Origin of the sequence: Halanaerobium polyolivorans, from assembly GCF_020711195.1 — a bacterium.
In the GTDB taxonomy this organism is placed as follows: Bacteria; Bacillota; Halanaerobiia; order Halanaerobiales; family Halanaerobiaceae; genus Halanaerobium; species Halanaerobium polyolivorans.
The window spans coordinates 117,109-134,363 of sequence record NZ_JAJFAT010000006.1 but is presented as its reverse complement, the minus strand read 5'-3'; the positions used below and the strand labels follow the sequence as shown (position 1 = coordinate 134,363).

Genomic DNA, 17,255 nt, shown 5'->3' with positions numbered 1-17,255 from the left:
AGAAAGTCCAAGCTACTCTCTCCTTCTCAGCCTTTAAATATTATAATTTTCAACTTTGATTATACCATAAGTGATTTAAGTTAACAAGAATCAAGAGCTATTTTAACTCCTGAGCCAAAATCTCGAAAGAAATTACTGCTGCAGCGATAGCAGCATTTAAAGATTCCATTTCTCCTTTAAGTGGTATTTTCACTTTGACATCTGCTCTATTTAGCAGATCATCAGCCAGACCATTTGCTTCATTACCGATCATCAAAATTACCTTCTTTTGGTATTGATGCTCAAAATGATATTTCTCTGCCTTAATATCAGCTGCCAGCAGCTCATAAGCAGCTCCATCAGCTTTTAAAGCTTCTGTAAAATCATTTTTAGCTAATTTCTGCCAGATTGGGATGGCAAAAATACCACCCATACTTGCTCTGATAACCTTCTGATTATAGATGTCTACCGAGCCTTTTAAAGAAATTATCGCCTCAAATCCAGCTGCAGCTGCGGTTCTAATCATGGTTCCCATATTTCCGGGATCCTGAATCCTATCTAAGAGCAGAATCTTATCTGCCTTTTGAAAAAAATCTCTACTGCTGTATTGAGGTTCTTTAACAATAGCAATAATTCCCTGGGGATTAACAGTGGCTGCAGTCTCTTTTAATAATTCTTCTGAGACCAAATCCAGGCTCAGCTTATTTTTCAGCTCAGCAATAAGATTTTTATTTTTCTCAGCTTTAAAAAAAGCAGGAGAGAGAAAGACCCGTTCAAAATCTGCTCCTCCTGCTGATGCAGCCTCAATAAGCCTTTTTCCTTCCAGAACAAAGACACCTTCTTGACGTCTGGTTCTACTTCGATACAGCTTATTTAGATATTTTATTTTATCATTTTGAGAACTGCTGATAAGATCATGCATTGCTTAATTTCCCAGCTGTTCTTTTGCTAAACCAACCAGATCAGAGAATGCATCTGAGTCATTAACCGCCAGATCAGCTAACATTTTACGATCTATCTCAACTTCAGCCTGTCTTAAACCATTGATAAAACGACTGTAAGATAGGCCTTCCTGTCTTGCTGCAGCATTGATTCTGGTGATCCAGAGTCTTCTAAAATTACGCTTTTTCTTCTTCCTATCTACATAAGCATAATGAAGAGATTTCATTACTGCCTGATTAGCAGGACGATATAATTTGCTGCGGGAGCCAAAATATCCCTTAGCCATCTTTAATACTTTTTTTCTGCGCTTACGCGCTTTATTTCCTCTTTTTACACGTGGCATCTTTGTGACACTCCTTCCAATTTAACAATTCTTATTTAAGTTATAGTTTTTCTTACTTATATGGTAGTAACTTTTTATATCTTTTTTGATAAGTTTTATCAAGCAAAGTTGCTTTACGCAGCTTTCTTTTTCTTTTGCCAGATTTTTTAGTTAAAATATGACTGTGGAATCCTTTATGACGTTTAATTTTACCACTAGCAGTAGTCTTAACTCTTTTAGCTATACCTTTATGAGTTTTAATTTTTGGCATGAATTTCCCTCCTTCTCTAAATTAAAGGATTAATTGCACTTTAATTTAATCATCAAGATCTGGAGTTAGAAACATCATCATATTTCTACCTTCCATTTTAGGCTTACTTTCTACCTTACCGATATCATCTGTTTCTTCAATCAGACGATCCATCAGATTATAGCCTAATTCTTTATGCATCATTTCTCTACCTCTGAAACGAATTCTAACCTTTACTTTATCTTTGTTATTTAAAAATCTGCGGGCCTGCTTTAATTTCACATTAAAGTCATGGTCCTCTATTTTAACACCCATCTGAACTTCTTTGACATTCATGACATTCTGATTTTTCTTAGCTTCTTTTTCCTTTTTGGCCTGTTCGTATTTATACTTTCCGTAATCCATTATTCTGCAAACAGGTGGATTAGCCTGGGGAGCAACCTCAACTAAGTCCAAACCCTGTTCTGCAGCACTGTCTAATGCTTCATCCAGTGACTTGATACCAATTTGATTACCCTCGGGATCGATTAGCCTAACCTTTTTTGCTCTAATACGATCATTGACTCTTAAATCATTAACGATATTTATGCACCTCCTGAGTGATATAGAAAACAAAAAAACGGATGGTAGAAACCACCCGTTAAATACACAATCAGTAGAACATAGATATACCTAAAAGTATATCCAGACAGCAAAATAGATATAATCCTGCTGTACTTTAATTACTGATATTAACCAGCTCTGCTGGTGAGAAACAGGTGTCTCTACTTTCTTTTCCTTAATGAGTATATCACAGCTAAAAACACCTGTCAAGAAGTTCAGCCTAAGTTTATTTAATCCAACTTGTTACTTCAGCCAGAGCTTTTCTGGTTGGGGAACTGACCTCAGAGGCCGGAACACCAAGAGGAGTTATTAAAGCCAGGTCAAAAATATTTTTATCAAAATCAGCCTCTAAACTAGCTTTGATCTCTAAAGCTGCATAATTCTGGCTTGTCATCCAGCAGGTACCATAACCAAGTTCAGCCGCTTTTAACATAAAATTTTCTGCAGCAGCTGCAATATTTTGTATTCCCGGATCAGCCTTGAGCAGTGCTTCAATTTCTTCTTTTGGTGAAGCTGCTGCTTCCATAATATTTCTTCCGGTTACTGGATAAGGAGCATGAAAAAAGAGAACTAAGACAGGTGCATCTTTAAAAAAGGTTCCATATTTTAAGTATCTCTTAAAATTTTCCTTTAATTCACCATCATCCACAGCATCTCTCAAGTCTTTATTCTTTTTAGCTATTATATCAGCAAGCTCCTCAATCTTTGCTTTGTTTTTTACTATTACAAAGTGCCAGTTCTGCATATTTTTTCCCGAAGGAGCCAAAACTGCTGCCTGAAGCATTTTTTCGATATCACTGTCAGGTACAGGCTCATCACTAAATTTCCTTACACTGCTCCGCAGTTCAAAAATATCTTTTTCCATAAATAATTCCTCCCATTTAAGTTCTTTTTGTTGCTAAAGTCATTTCAGCCATAACTTTTATTTTATCAGCAGGGTCAATGATAATTTCAAAGTATTTTGCGATCTCCGCTTTAAGATAGGGCAGATGAGTACAGCCCAAAAGAACCGCTTCAGCTCCCATACTATCAAAAGCTATTAAAAGCTCTTTAAGCCCATCCTCAGCCAAAATTGCTGCTGGCTCTTTTTGAGCTTCAATCGCCTTTATTATGGGCATTACACCTGCACTAACAAATTCTAAATGAGGATTTTTTTCTGCAATAATATTCTCTATTTTTGCCGCACTTTGAGAATTGGCAGCCAAAAGGGCCAGCTTATCTAAGGAAGTTAAATTAAGACTTTTATAGATATCTAATGGGGTTAAAATAGGGATATCTGCCAGCTGACTAATCTTCTCCACCTCAAGCACAGCACTTAAAGAATTGCAGTAAATAATGATCAGATCTGCCCCATCTTTTTTTAAGTTTTTGATCGTCTTTATTGTTTTTTTCTCTAATTTTTTAGGTGAAATATACTGCAGTCGATTCTGTTCTTCAGCATTTTCTGATATATGAGCCGAAAGAACTTCTAGTCCCTTTTGCTTAAAAAAGATTTCTCCCAATTTGGTATCGAAGGGGGTTCCTGCAGTAATTCCATATTTGATAGCCATTTTAACACATCCATTCTCCTATTGCTTTAAATTGCATCTTCTTTGTTAATCACTTTATTTTCTATTTCAGCTAGAATTCTTGCTTTAAATTCTGCCAGAGGACTTGTGCCAAGGTCTCCTTCTCTTCGTTCCCGGACAGAAACACTGCCGCTTTCTTCTTCCCGACTACCCACGATCAGCATATATGGGACCTGTTCAACCTGGGCTTCTCTAATCTTGTAAGCTACTTTTTCTGTTCGAGCATCAACCTCTACCCTAATCTCTTCTGCTTCAAGCTCTTCTTTGATCTGATAAGCATAATCAAGCTGATCATCAGAAACCGGAATAATTTTTGTCTGCACAGGGGCCAACCAGGTTGGAAAAGCACCTGCATATTTTTCGATCAGCATCGCTAGGGTTCTTTCATAACAGCCGATTGAAGTTCTGTGAATTATGATTGGATGCTGTTTTTCATTATTTTCATCAATATATGTCATATCAAATCTTTCCGGTAAAGCAAAGTCTATTTGAACTGTAATAATTGTATCTTCTTTACCATGCACATTTTTAAACTGAATATCTAATTTAGGTCCATAAAAGGCAGCTTCTCCATCTGCTTCTTCATAATCTAAATCAAGGTTGTCCAGAATGCTTTTCATCTTGGCCTGAGAATCCTGCCAGGCTTCTGGATTATCAATATATTTATCTTTCTTTTCTGGATCCCATTTGGAGAACCTGTACCAGATATCATCTTCAATCCCTATTGATTCCATCATGTAGTTTATGAGGTCAATTACACCTCTAAACTCCTCTTCCAGCTGGTCTGGAGTTACAATCAAATGACCCTCAGAAATTGTAAACTGACGCAGTCTAATCAGACCGTGCATCTCCCCAGAAGCTTCGTTTCTAAAAAGACTTGAAGTTTCTGAATATCTAATCGGTAGATCACGATAACTTCTCAACTTAGAATTAAAGATCTGGAACTGAAATGGACAGGTCATCGGCCTTAAGGCCATTAAACTCTCATCTTTTTCTTCATCACCTAAGATAAACATCCCATCTTTATAATGTTCCCAGTGACCGGAAATTTCATAGAGATCACTTTTTGCCATAAAGGGAGTTTTGGTGATTTGATAACCTCTTTTTTCTTCTTCATCTTCCACAAAACGCTGTAATATCTGTACAACCTTAGCACCCTTGGGTTTTAAAAGGGGTAAGCCCTGACCGATCTCATCTACGGTCATAAAGAGATCTAATTCTCTACCTAATTTATTATGGTCTCTTTTTTTGGCTTCTTCTCTGCGTTCTAGATAATTATCCAGTTCTTTTTGAGAAGCAAAGGCAGTACCATAAATTCTCTGCAGCATAGCATTGTTTTCATCACCACGCCAGTACGCTCCAGCAGTATTTAATAATTTAAAGGCTTTAACATAGCCTGTTGAAGGAAGATGAGGCCCTCTACAGAGATCAACAAAATCACCCTGGAAATAGAGGCTGATCATTTCACCATCCAATTCATTGATTAATTCAATCTTATAAGTTTCATTTCGGGCTTCCATTAAGTCTATTGCTTCTTCTCTAGGCAATTCTTTTCTTCTCACTTCTAAATCTTCATCGATAATCTTTTGCATCTCGGCCTCAATTTTTTCTAATGAATCCTGATTAAAACTTTCTTCTAAATCAAAATCATAATAAAAGCCATCTTCAATATCGGGACCAATTGCAACCTGTACATTATCATAAAGTCTTTTTACAGCCTGAGCCATAACATGTGAGGCAGTATGTCTGATAACCTCCAAAGCTTCTTCACTGTCGATTGTGATTATGGAAAGTTCTGCATCAGCTTCGATCTCATAGTATACATCAACTTTTTTGCCGTCAACCACCCCTGCAATTGCATCTCTACCCAGACCACTACCAATAGAATAAGCGATTTCTTCTACTGTAACCCCGGAATCATAATTTTTTTCTGAACCATCTGGTAATGTAATTTTAACCTCTGACATTTATTTCTCCTCCTTTTATTATCTAAAAACGATTTATTATTAGTTATTATAAGTCTTTAAAATACAAAAAATCCCTCATCTCAATAATAGAGACGACGGATCGCGGTTCCACTCTAGTTAATGTTGATCTATAATAAAGATAAACATTCACTTAATAAAATAACGGTTTACAGCCGGACAGAAATACTATTTTCCTTCTGCCTGCTCATGGGTGGTTTTCAATCTAAAGAAATGTCATGTGCTTTCAGCCTCTGACACAATTCTCTTTTAACTTCCTCCAGAAATACTCTTCCCAATCTCTGCATTTATTAGTTATTAATTTTATTATTAATAATTATAAGACTTCTTAAATAAAAAGTCAAGTAAAGCAAAAAATTCCACCTCAGCTTATCTCTGCAGAGACAGCCAGTGGAAAAAGTGGTGCCGGGGGTCGGGCTCGAACCGACACGGGAATAAATTCCCACCGGATTTTAAGTCCGATGCGTCTGCCAATTCCGCCACCCCGGCAAATGATATCTTATTTACAGTTATCAAAAAGCAAAAAAATAATTAAATGGTGTTGGTAAGTGGATTCGAACCACTGGCCTCTACGATGTCAACGTAGCGCTCTAACCAACTGAGCTATACCAACTTAAAAATGGTGGTGCCGGGGGTCGGGCTCGAACCGACACGGGAATAAATTCCCACCGGATTTTAAGTCCGATGCGTCTGCCAATTCCGCCACCCCGGCACAAATCTTTAATAAGTATTTTTAAGCTTATTTTTATCTTGCGACATTTTGTATTATATCAACGGCTTCTAATATTGTCAAGAAAAAAGAGCAAAATTTTTTCTTAATCCAGGCTAATAGTTTAGGCTGATTTGAAAAACTGCTCTCTTGATCTTTCAATTAAATTAGCTGCTCATTTTTTTAGCAAAAAAAACCTCACTTATTAATTAATTTTTTAATTTCAAGTTAAAATTAGCAATTAAGAATCTTTGATAAAATAATATATAATTAATAAAAATAGTAAAATTGTAAAAGGATTGATCATCAAAACACCCCTTTTATCTTGCATTCATCAAATCATATTTTTTATAGCCCTTGTTTTCTAACATATTTAAATCTGCTTCAACTATTGTTTTATCTATCTCATCTGAATTATTTGAAGCAGTTGCATGACCAAGGGTTATACTTAATTCTTTTTCCAGTTCATAATTGAGATTTGTTTTTATTACTTCTTTTTTTATTCTATTACAAATTTTCTCTGCATTTTCTTCATTGGTATCTGGCAGCAGCAAAATAAATTCATCTCCTCCATCTCTGGCTAAAATGTCTTCTTTTCTTAAACAATTATTAAAAACCTCTGCTGCCAATTTAATATATTTATCTCCAATTTTATGGCCGAGATTATCATTGACATATTTTAAACCATCAAGATCAGCCGAAATAACACTGATTGGATATCTCCGCGACTGATTTAATCTATTAATCTGAGAATTTAAGTACCTTCTGTTATATAATCCTGTTAATTCATCATGATAAGAAAGATATTCAATTCTCTTTTTATCCTTTATCCTTTGACTGATATCAGAAAAACTTATTAAGATCTTTTGTTCTTCTAATTTTTTATGTTTAAATTCAATAAATTTAACTTTGCCATCTTTAGTTTCGATCTCATAAGAAAGTTTTTTTACATTGTTTTCGACTGCATTTTTATAATTACTTTTAACTAACTTTATTGATTCTTTATCCTCAAAAACCTCTTCAAACCATTGCTCTAAATAGTCGATTTCACTATTGTCATAACCTAAGATATTGCTGGCTTCTTTGTTTGAATATAATATCTTTTCATCTTTATCGATTAAAACAACTCCAACTGGAAGCTGCTCCAGTAAAACCTTAAAATCCTGCATAAAAATTCTCCTTTCTCCAAAAACCGAAAAAAGTTGTCAATTCATAATTTCGAGATTAATTAATATTTTCCTTTTTATATTTTAAAAAAATTTAATCTCAACTTTATTCGAGCAGGATTTAAATTGAATTTATATAATATAACCCCCAAGTTTACCCTATAAATAAAGGTTGCTTGGGGGTAACATTTTTAAATATTTACTAATTTTTATTTAATACATCCTTCTATATAATAATTGGATGTTCCGCTCCAGTAAAAGATTAATATTTTCCATATCTTCTGAGTCCTCTTGATAATCAAGATTATTTTCTTCAAAATTAATAAAATCACCTTGGCCTAATCCCTCATTTTCAACTAAAGGTGAAATGTCATCAACATTATTATAGCCGAAAGATAAAGTTTCTAAACTAGTAATTTCTGCTAAAGGTGAAATATCTTCCACCTGATTATGAACAAAAAACAACTCTTTTAAATTATCTAATTCAACTAAAGGAGAAATATCCTCTATTTCATTTCTATCTAAAATTAATTTTTGCAAATCTTTTAGCTCGGCAATTTCATCAATTTCAGTTAACTGATTAGTGCTTAAATTTAAAGACTTTAAATTACTTAATTCCTGCAAAGGAGTGATATCTTCAATTCTATTATTTGCTAAAGATAAGGCTTCTAAATTCTTTAATTCAGCAACTACACTTATCTCTGTCAAGTCATTTTCTTGTAAACTTAAGTCTTTTAGCTCTGGCAAATCAAGTAGAGGTGATAAATCTTCTATCTGATTTTGATTTAAGTTTAGCTTTTCTAATTCTTTAAGATTAGCTATTCCTTCTAATGATCTTATTCCTTTTCCTGAAGCGTAGAGTTCATTTATTTCTTCAACTTCAGCTTGATAAATTGTACCTCTTTCTTTGTCGATCTCTTCTCTAATTGCTTCTTCTAAGTTGGAATCTTCAAATTCTGCTTCTTCTCCTCCAATAATTCCACATCCCGAAACTAATAATACAATCGATAAACAAGCTATCAAAAAAAATAATTTTCTATTCATTTTCTCACCTCTTTTTGAGTTTAACCATCTTTTTTATTAAAAAAGTAATTTTTAATACTTGATACAGAAAAATCTATTTCGATAGTGTAAATCCAGGCAGCAAAAACAGTAGTAATTGGTGCAACTAAAACTATACCTATGCTTCCAGTTAATGTTCTTAATATCTCTGATACGATCAACCTTAAATTCATCACTCTTACAAAGCTAGCTTCTCTAGTCATAAAGGCCATAAACAAAGTCATGTAACTACCAATATATGCTAATAATAAAGTAGTAGTCATTGTTCCAATTACTGCGCTTCCTACATTAAAACCTGATTTTGCTAATTCTGTAAAGCTAATGTCTGGTTTTCTTAACTTAATTTCTTTGATTGTAGCAGCCATATCCATTGCTATATCCATTGCCGCTCCAGAAGCACCTATTACTACAGTAGCAAAAAATATATCTCTGATATTTAAATGCATATAGCCAGCAAATAATACTTCTCCTACATAGGGAACAGACAGACCATCTAAAGCTAAACGACTACCAAAAAAGACTGCTATTCCAATCGTAATAAACAAACTACTGATTGTCCCCACAAAAGCAGAAATACCTTTTTTGGTAAAGCCTGCAATTAAAAAAATTATCAAAGCAGATAAAATCACTAAGACCAACCCAGAAAAAATCAATGGGTTTAAACCATCTAACAAACCAGGGATTAATATATTCCAAATTACATATAAACTCCCTGCAAAAGAAAGCAAAGCTCTTAAGCCAGTGTAACCTGCATATAATAGTAACAATAATATAAAGCAAGCAACTAATATAAAAGTCCAATTTTGTCGATAAACATCTAGAGCAACTGCTCCAGCTAATTCACCTTCTTCGTTTTCAAAAATACCCACTATAATTTCTTCCCCTACACTGAAACTATAATCCCAGGCTAAACTACCTACTAACTGATTAGTAGCCCTAACTTCTTGGCCTTCAAATTTACCATCTTTTAATTCAACCTCGACAAATTGATTTCCAAACCTTGTGATTCCGCTTCCCTGAACATCTCTATCATCAGTTTCTAAAACCACCCCTCTAGCTTCTCTACTAAATTCCTCATCACCTGGCCTGTAGAAATAAAAACCAGCTAAGATACCAATCATTATTAAGCCAATAATTACTGATATAATTCTTTCTTTATTTAGAAGCACCTTTTTATCCATGATATCACTCCAATATTCAAATATATATAAATATTAATTAAAATATTATAGAAATAAAGTTGACAGGCAGCCCAAAAATAGTCTACCTGCCAACTTTAAATTTTAAGCTTGAACTTTAGTTATCTTTTTTATATTTTTAGAGAAAAGTTTTTTCTTTTCACTTAGTCAAGTTCAGCTGCTCCTACTTCTGGATCTAATTCAAAATCAAGTATTGCAGCTGTAATTCTAGCTACATCAGTATTATCCAGCCTACCTTCATAGTGGCTGGCTCCTGCTCCATGAGCAGTTAATTGAATAGCAGAACCAGTGTGAGAAGAAGTATTCCAACCAATCTTAGCTCTTCTAGAAACAATATGAGCTAATGTAGACTGTGCTGGAGAAATCCAAGGAGCCTGTGGCCAATGAGCAGCTAACTCTTGATCCACTGCTTCTTCATCATAAGGAACATCATAATCTTGACCACCATCATACACTCCTCCTATTCTACCAGGACGAGCAATATCTGCTTCATGTCCATATTCTTCTTCAATTGCTACACCATGTTCCATCCAAGCTTGCTCACTTGAAGATAACTCATCCAAACCAAATTTATCAGCTATATCTTGATACCATTGTTCTGCGTTTTCAAATTCGATTCCTTCTTCAATAGAAGCATCTTGAGCAATTATCGGCTCAAAATCTAGATAATAGCCATATTCCATACCTTCACAACTATTTAAACCTAAACCTCCTGTTTCGTGATCTCCTGCTACTATAATCAAGGTGTTATCAGGATTTTCTTCATAAAAGTCTAATGCTACTCCAATTGCCTCATCAAAAGCAATTGTATCATAAATCATTCCACCGGGATCATTGTTATGGGCAGCATGGTCAATACGTCCACCCTCAATCATCATCATAAATTGGCCATATTCTTCTAAAGTATTAAGACTTACTTCTGTCATTTCAGCCAGACTAGGCTCTTCTGCCGGATCTCTATCAATTTCATAACTCATATGAGTTGGATGAAATCCAGCTAATATTTTCTCTCTACCTTCAGGTTCAAAATCCCTAAATTCATCTACTTGAGGTGCCTCAAAAACATTATAACCGGCTTCTGCAAACTCTTCAAAGAAGTTTCTGTCATCGTTTCTAGTTGAAGCTGGATGATCTGCTGGATATAAATGTCTATATCCACCACCAGCTATTACATCAACTTCTTTTTCTAAATAGTGTTCGATGATTTCATTTTCCATACCTCTATCAGGAACATGAGAAGCAAAAGCTGCTGGTGTAGCATGGGTAACTCTTGTAGTAGTAACTAAACCAGTACCCCAGTCATTTTCTCGGGCTCTATCCATAATAGTAGTTACAGGTTCATGATCAGTAGTTACACCTACATAGCCAAAATTTGTATTATGTCCAGAAGCCAAAGCAGTTGCAGTTTGAGCAGAACCAGGAACTACTTTATCTGCACCATAGGTAGTAGTAACTGCCATCTCGTCTAATCTATGCATATTCAGTTCATAACCTGGATCATCATATTTATCCTGCAAATAATATTCAGTTAAAGTCGCCTGAGCATTTCCTAAACCATCACCTATGAAAAAGAATACATGGTCTACATCTTGTGCCTCAGTTTGAACTGGCATGAAAACTAAGGCTGCTACAACAACTACTAAAGCCGCTAAACCTAATTTCAAGCTTTTTTTCATAGACATTTATTATTTACCCCCTGTTTAATAAAGTTCTAATTTTTAATTCTCCTTTGGATACTTAAAAATCCTAGCTTTTAAAATATTATTTTCCTCTTATATCCCCCCTTCAAAATTTTGAATTCTATATTAACTCTGTTCTTCCCCCAATAATTCAAAAACAAAGTAAAGAATTTATTAGCTTAACTACTACCAATCGTCAAAATTATTAGCTAAACTTTAATAAGTAGCGAATATTTTGAATTTAATAAATATTAAAAAAACACTAATCAATATATACAAAAATTAATTATCTATTCTCTCTAAATTTCAAGAGCAAATAATTATTAATTATTCTATAAATCAAATAGTGCTTAATTTTATCATCTCTACTGTCAAAAAAGACTCATTAATTTTAACAGCAAAAATAGATATAATATTTTAAATTATGTATTTTAATTCAATTGTAGTATAACAAAACTTCTTATTCTTTTCAAGGAAAATCAAGAATTAATATAAAGTAATTTTTGGAAAAGACAACTTATGATTTTAAGCCTTTTCTGGACAATTCCAAGAGCTTTAAGATTAGAATTTAGCCGCTATTTATATCAATAAATATTCCTCTACAAACACAAAAAAACAGCCCTGAAGGCTGTTATCTTAGTTATTATATATTGGAGGCGGCACTCGGATTTGAACCGAGGAATAAAGGATTTGCAGTCCTCTGCCTTACCACTTGGCTATGCCGCCCTGGCTGCAAATATAATGGAGCGGGAAACGAGATTTGAACTCGCGACCCTCACGTTGGCAACGTGATGCTCTACCACTGAGCTACTCCCGCCCAAAAAATGGTGGTGAGAGACAGAATCGAACTGTCGACACGTGGATTTTCAATCCACTGCTCTACCAACTGAGCTATCTCACCAAAATGGCGGAGGAGACGGGATTTGAACCCGCGATCTCCGGCTTGACAGGCCGGCGCGTTAAACCGCTACGCTACACCTCCGTAAAATAAAATGGTGGGCGAAACAGGGCTCGAACCTGTGACCCCCTGCTTGTAAGGCAGGTGCTCTCCCAACTGAGCTATTCGCCCATCTGCAGTGTGTTAAAACACAATTACTGCGTCAGCAATAACTAGTATATATAAAAAGCAGTCTCAAGTCAAAAACTTTAATAGTTTATTAGACGCATTTAAAAGCTTTTAAGAATAATATACTCCTATATACTCAGCTAATCTACTGCAGACATTTTTTTCTTCTAGTCTATAAACTCTAATTCAATATCTCTATTTTCTCTTAAATAATTCAATATTTCTGTTGCTAAAACAGGGCTAATATCGGTTTCTACAGAATTATATGTATTTACAACCGTATTATATAGATCTCTTACATTAAAGAGAAAATTATTACCTCTAATTCTTTCTAAGACTGCATTAATAACCTGTCTTTGGCGCTGGAGACGGGTATCATTATTTAAATCTTTCCAGCGAACATAATTTAAAGCCTCTTTACCAGATAAAAGATTATTACCAGCCCTTAAATTTAAACCAAGGTCTGGAACTCTCAGCTGATCTTCTAAAGTTATTTGTACTCCACCTAGCTCATCAATTACCTTTTCAAAGCCTGGAAAGTTTAAATATAGATAATGATCAAATTCCCTTGCCTTAGCTTCAGCAACTATTGTATTAAGTTCTCTAAAATCGAAATCTCTCAAGGCTGTGTCTTGATATTCCATAGACTCATCTACAGTCTCAACAATAATTAATTCCTGCTCAGGACGAATTTGAACTATCATAATCGAGTTAGCTTCAACCTCATCAAGATCCTTATCTGCAGTATCGTCTAAACCAACAAAGAGTATATCCAATTCTTTGTCAAAAGTGCTTTCCCCTAGATTCATTAATCCTAAAATTCTATCAAGAAAGCCCGGATCTTCTTCAATTTCATCTCCACCAATTATTAAATCATCATCTACAGGTTCCATTCCTCTTTCAAGATAATAACCTGTATAAGCTATAAATAAAATAAGTAAAGCTATTAAAGCTATTCCCAACCATTTGTATTTGTTATTTCCTGCTTGATTATCTTGCTGATTATTTTCTGCATTATTTTCTGACAATGTAATTGACCTCCCCATTAAGTAATCTACTCTCTCAATAATATATATTCGTGATTCTCCGCTTAATTCCTGCATATTCAAGTATCTTGATTTTTATTATTTCTTTCGATATATTTAGACAAATTAATCTAAGAAAAATCCTCGATTACTATTGACAATACAATAATTTATGGTATAATTTATTATTGTGATGTGCCGAAGTGGCGGAACTGGCAGACGCGCAGCGTTGAGGGCGCTGTGAGCATTTTGCTTGTGTGGGTTCGAATCCCACCTTCGGCACCATTTTTTATATAAACAAAATAATTTACCCCCAAGTTTACCCTGGTAGTGCAGGTTTCTTGGGGGTTTTTTGATTTCTATTTTTTAAAAAATTTTTAAGAAAGCTCCATTTAAACATTCTTTCTGATTAAAATAGATTATTTGAAAGCGGTGACTTCTAAATAATTAGTAATTTAATCATCTGGCAATAATCTCTGTTCTATATCCATCCGGATCTGTTATGAAATAATAGCCAGATGAATTCTCACTTAGACTCTTTAACTCTCCAACCTGATAACCAGCATCTTTGTGGCGCTGATATGATTTTTCCAGATCATCAACAACTACTGCTATGTGGCTGTAACCATTACCGATTGTATAAGGTTCTTCTCGATCATAATTATAAGTTAACTCCAGTTCAAAACTCTCATTCTGATCTGTTAAATAAACAAGAGTAAACTTGTTCTCTGGAAAATCTTTGCGAGAACTCTCTTTTAAATTTAAAGCTTCTTTGTAAAATTCAATTGACTTTTCTAAATCCATTACTCGAATGCATGAGTGAACAAAATCATAGTTTTGCATATACTATCACTGCTCCTTTTAGAATTTTAAATCTTAATTTTAATTATAAAGATATAGCAATTAAATTGCAAAGAAAACAGATTTTATTTTTTCCTCAAAGTTCGTTAATTTATCAAAAATCTAATAAAAATTTCTACTGATATATTTTTCTAATTCCACCACCAAGAATAGTAAAAAGTTAATTCCTATTATTATTAACCAGTGTGATAATTTTAAAGGAGCAACATCGAAGATAGTCTGGATTGGAGGAAAATATACAAAGATAAATTGAAGTCCAATAACTGCTCCTACAGCTTTCCAGACCCAGGGTGTTGCTTTAAAACCTTTTAAGTTTAAAGAACTCTTAGTCATATAACGGCTATTAAATAGATAGAATATTTCTCCATAAACCAGCATGTTTACTGCAAGGCTTCTTGCTAAAGGAAGTGATAAATTATTGGAAATCGCCCAGGTATATATACCTAAAGTTGTAGCAGTTAAAATTACTGAGACAAAACCTATTCTCAAAAGAAGTGAAAAAGGTGTTAATGATTCACCAGTATCTCTAGGCGGCCTTTTCATAGCATCTTCTTCCATTGGTTCAAAAGCAAGTGTTAAAGCCAGAGTAACAGCAGTTATCATATTTATCCACAATATCTGGACTGGAGTAATTGGCAGACTAAAGCCAAATAATACTGCTGCCATGATGACAAGTGCTTCTCCTCCATTTGTTGGCAGCATAAATAAAAGCGCCTTTTTTAAATTATCATATACTGTTCTACCTTCTTCTACAGCATTTATAATAGAGGCAAAGTTATCATCAGCCAATACCATTTCTGCAGCTTCTTTAGTAGCTTCTGTTCCATTAATGCCCATTGCAACACCTATATCTGATTTCTTGAGAGCAGGAGCATCATTAACTCCGTCCCCTGTCATAGCCGTTATATACCCCAACTCCTGCATAGCTGTAACTAATCTTAACTTGTGTTCTGGGCTTACTCTTGCAAAAACATAAGTTCTTTCTATAACTTCTTTTAATTCAATATCATCTAAATTATTAATTTCATTTCCGGTTATTACCTCAGACGGACTTTCGATGCCGAGTTGAGCAGCAATTGCAGAAGCTGTTGTAGCATGATCACCTGTTATCATCTTAACTTTTATATTGGCTTCCTGGCACTCCTTCACTGCCTCTATAGCTTCCTGACGAGGTGGATCCATAACACCTATAATCCCCAAAAATATCATCTCTGATTGAATATGATCTAAGGATAGCTCATTTGTATTTTTATCATTTTTTTTATAAGCTAAAGCAAGAAGACGGTATCCATTGCTAGCCATTGTACCCTGTTTTTCTTCCCAGTAATCTTTATTGAGTTTTTTAAAACCATCTTCAGTTAATTCTTTACTACACATTCCCATTACTACTTCAGGTGCACCTTTTAGATAGATTATATTTTTATCATCATCTCCCTGATTTAAAGTAGCCATAAATTTGTTGTCTGAGTTAAAAGGAATTGAATCCAATCTTGGATATTTTTTTTCAAGTGTCTTATTATCATAGCTGCTTTTTTCAACTAGAGTCTTTAGAGCACCTTCAGTAGGACTGCCCTCTATAATCCACTTGTTTTCTTTTTGAACTAGCCTGGCATCATTATTTAAAGATGCATTTTTTAATAATTCTTTGAGTACTGATTCTTTTGAAAGCTCCACTTCTTTTTCCTTGTTTATTAATTTACCGGATGGATCATATCCATTACCACTTATAGTATATTCTTTATCTGCTGTAACAACTGTTTTTACGGTCATTTGACCTTCTGTTAAAGTGCCAGTTTTATCTGAACAAATAATAGAAACAGAACCTAAGGTTTCAACTGCAGGCAGCTTTCTTATAATAGCATTTCTAGCAGCCATTCTCTGTACCCCAATAGCCAGTGTTATTGTGATAACAGCAGGTAAACCTTCCGGTATTGCAGCAACTGCTATTCCTACCACTGATAGGAATAGTTCATCAAAGGGGGTGCCCCTTAATAATCTACCGATTAATAATACTAAAAAACCTAAAGACAAGATGAACAATGTTAGTTGTTTACCAAATCTATCTACCTGTTGAATCAAAGGAGTTTTTAATTTTTCTACACTTGAGATCATTTGGTTTATCCGACCGATTTCTGTATCTTTTCCTGTTGCAACAACAATTCCGATTCCTTCACCTGAAGTTACAATAGTGCTGGAATAAGCCATGTTTTTTCTATCCCCAAGTGACAGTTCTTGCTTAAAAATTTCATTATTTTTTGAAGCAGGTACTGACTCACCCGTTAAAGATGCTTCATTTATGGATAGATTTTTGCTTTCAATCAATCTCAAATCTGCTGGTACTTTATCACCTGATTTTAAATATATAATATCACCAATAACAACATTTTCAGCGGATATTTCTCTGATCTCCCCTTCTCTTTTTATCCTTGCTGTAGTTGAAAGCATATTTTTAACAGCATCAAGGGCTTTTTCTGCTTTTCCTTCCTGAATAAAACTAATTAAACCATTTATAACAACTACGGCTAAAATTATTATAGTATCAATCCAGTGACCCAGCAATGCAGTTACAATAGCAGCAGCAAACAATACATAAATTAATACATTATTATAATGACTTAAAAACTTCAATACTGGATGTTTTTGAGCTGGAGAAGGTAGTTTATTCTTTCCGTAATTATCCAGCCTTTCAACTGTTTCTTTTTTTGATAGTCCATCTTTTGAAGTATTAAACATTTTTAAGGTGTTTTCAATACTTGTTTTGTACCAATCATAATTATCTAATTTGTTTTTATTAATTTTCAATTATATCCCCCTCACTATTTTCAATATCTAATTTTTT

At 34.3% G+C, this 17,255-nt stretch carries 14 protein-coding genes, 9 tRNA genes and 2 other annotated features (1 of these 25 running past the window's edge); of the genes, 1 reads left to right on the top strand and 22 read right to left on the bottom strand.

Annotated elements, in window-relative coordinates; translation table 11 throughout:
* Positions 1 to 37, bottom strand: a binding site (T-box leader); it reaches 189 nt to the left of the window's first position.
* A 60-nt stretch (positions 38 to 97) separates the two neighbouring features.
* The 20 genes from LJ207_RS05940 to LJ207_RS05845 all read right to left on the bottom strand — a co-directional run bounded on the left by LJ207_RS05940 (position 98) and on the right by LJ207_RS05845 (position 13,558).
* Positions 98 to 901, bottom strand: coding sequence for a TrmH family RNA methyltransferase (locus tag LJ207_RS05940; RefSeq protein ID WP_229345103.1), 804 nt, complete (start codon positions 899 to 901; stop codon positions 98 to 100).
* Between the two features lie 3 nt (positions 902 to 904).
* Positions 905 to 1,264: a 50S ribosomal protein L20 gene (rplT, locus tag LJ207_RS05935; RefSeq protein WP_229345100.1), complete on the bottom strand. Its 360-nt coding sequence runs from the start codon at positions 1,262 to 1,264 to the stop codon at positions 905 to 907.
* 52 nt (positions 1,265 to 1,316) lie between these two features.
* On the bottom strand, positions 1,317 to 1,514 hold the full coding sequence (rpmI, locus tag LJ207_RS05930) for a 50S ribosomal protein L35 (protein ID WP_229345097.1): 198 nt from the start codon (positions 1,512 to 1,514) through the stop codon (positions 1,317 to 1,319).
* A 45-nt stretch (positions 1,515 to 1,559) separates the two neighbouring features.
* Positions 1,560 to 2,108 carry a translation initiation factor IF-3 gene (infC, locus tag LJ207_RS05925; RefSeq protein ID WP_255666776.1) on the bottom strand — a complete coding sequence of 183 codons (549 nt, stop codon included), beginning with the start codon at positions 2,106 to 2,108 and terminating at the stop codon, positions 1,560 to 1,562.
* A 214-nt stretch (positions 2,109 to 2,322) separates the two neighbouring features.
* Complete coding sequence (locus tag LJ207_RS05920; protein WP_229345094.1) at positions 2,323 to 2,961, bottom strand: nitroreductase family protein; 639 nt, start codon at positions 2,959 to 2,961, stop codon at positions 2,323 to 2,325.
* Positions 2,962 to 2,977: 16 nt separating this feature from the next.
* Positions 2,978 to 3,646: an aspartate/glutamate racemase family protein gene (locus tag LJ207_RS05915; protein ID WP_229345091.1), complete on the bottom strand. Its 669-nt coding sequence runs from the start codon at positions 3,644 to 3,646 to the stop codon at positions 2,978 to 2,980.
* Positions 3,647 to 3,672: 26 nt separating this feature from the next.
* Complete coding sequence (gene thrS / locus LJ207_RS05910) at positions 3,673 to 5,631, bottom strand: threonine--tRNA ligase (RefSeq protein ID WP_229345089.1); 1,959 nt, start codon at positions 5,629 to 5,631, stop codon at positions 3,673 to 3,675.
* Between the two features lie 85 nt (positions 5,632 to 5,716).
* Positions 5,717 to 5,940 (bottom strand) — a binding site (T-box leader).
* A 109-nt stretch (positions 5,941 to 6,049) separates the two neighbouring features.
* A tRNA-Leu gene (locus tag LJ207_RS05905) sits at positions 6,050 to 6,138 on the bottom strand.
* A 47-nt stretch (positions 6,139 to 6,185) separates the two neighbouring features.
* Positions 6,186 to 6,262 (bottom strand) — tRNA-Val (locus tag LJ207_RS05900).
* A 10-nt stretch (positions 6,263 to 6,272) separates the two neighbouring features.
* Positions 6,273 to 6,361 (bottom strand) — tRNA-Leu (locus LJ207_RS05895).
* A 317-nt stretch (positions 6,362 to 6,678) separates the two neighbouring features.
* Positions 6,679 to 7,527: a sensor domain-containing diguanylate cyclase gene (locus LJ207_RS05890; RefSeq protein WP_229345087.1), complete on the bottom strand. Its 849-nt coding sequence runs from the start codon at positions 7,525 to 7,527 to the stop codon at positions 6,679 to 6,681.
* Between the two features lie 210 nt (positions 7,528 to 7,737).
* Entirely contained in the window at positions 7,738 to 8,568 is an 831-nt protein-coding gene (locus LJ207_RS05885; protein ID WP_229345071.1) for a leucine-rich repeat domain-containing protein, read from the bottom strand.
* Between the two features lie 20 nt (positions 8,569 to 8,588).
* Positions 8,589 to 9,767: a YibE/F family protein gene (locus LJ207_RS05880; RefSeq protein ID WP_229345065.1), complete on the bottom strand. Its 1,179-nt coding sequence runs from the start codon at positions 9,765 to 9,767 to the stop codon at positions 8,589 to 8,591.
* A 161-nt stretch (positions 9,768 to 9,928) separates the two neighbouring features.
* A complete protein-coding gene (locus tag LJ207_RS05875; protein WP_229345062.1) occupies positions 9,929 to 11,467 on the bottom strand; it encodes an alkaline phosphatase in 1,539 nt (512 codons plus the stop codon).
* Positions 11,468 to 12,115: 648 nt separating this feature from the next.
* Positions 12,116 to 12,190: transfer RNA gene (locus LJ207_RS05870), tRNA-Cys, on the bottom strand.
* Positions 12,191 to 12,206: 16 nt separating this feature from the next.
* A tRNA-Gly gene (locus tag LJ207_RS05865) sits at positions 12,207 to 12,281 on the bottom strand.
* Positions 12,282 to 12,289: 8 nt separating this feature from the next.
* A tRNA-Phe gene (locus tag LJ207_RS05860) sits at positions 12,290 to 12,365 on the bottom strand.
* A gap of 4 nt (positions 12,366 to 12,369) precedes the next feature.
* A tRNA-Asp gene (locus LJ207_RS05855) sits at positions 12,370 to 12,446 on the bottom strand.
* A gap of 11 nt (positions 12,447 to 12,457) precedes the next feature.
* Positions 12,458 to 12,533, bottom strand: a tRNA-Val gene (locus LJ207_RS05850).
* A gap of 164 nt (positions 12,534 to 12,697) precedes the next feature.
* Positions 12,698 to 13,558 (bottom strand): LCP family protein, encoded by an 861-nt coding sequence (locus LJ207_RS05845; protein WP_229345060.1) that lies wholly within the window; start codon positions 13,556 to 13,558, stop codon positions 12,698 to 12,700.
* 194 nt (positions 13,559 to 13,752) lie between these two features.
* Between LJ207_RS05845 and LJ207_RS05840 the strand changes: the two genes are divergently transcribed.
* A tRNA-Leu gene (locus tag LJ207_RS05840) sits at positions 13,753 to 13,840 on the top strand.
* A 174-nt stretch (positions 13,841 to 14,014) separates the two neighbouring features.
* Here LJ207_RS05840 and gloA read toward each other — a convergent pair.
* A complete protein-coding gene (gene gloA / locus LJ207_RS05835; RefSeq protein WP_229345058.1) occupies positions 14,015 to 14,398 on the bottom strand; it encodes a lactoylglutathione lyase in 384 nt (127 codons plus the stop codon).
* Positions 14,399 to 14,518: 120 nt separating this feature from the next.
* Positions 14,519 to 17,218: a cation-translocating P-type ATPase gene (locus LJ207_RS05830; protein WP_229345055.1), complete on the bottom strand. Its 2,700-nt coding sequence runs from the start codon at positions 17,216 to 17,218 to the stop codon at positions 14,519 to 14,521.
* Positions 17,219 to 17,255 lie beyond the last annotated feature (37 nt).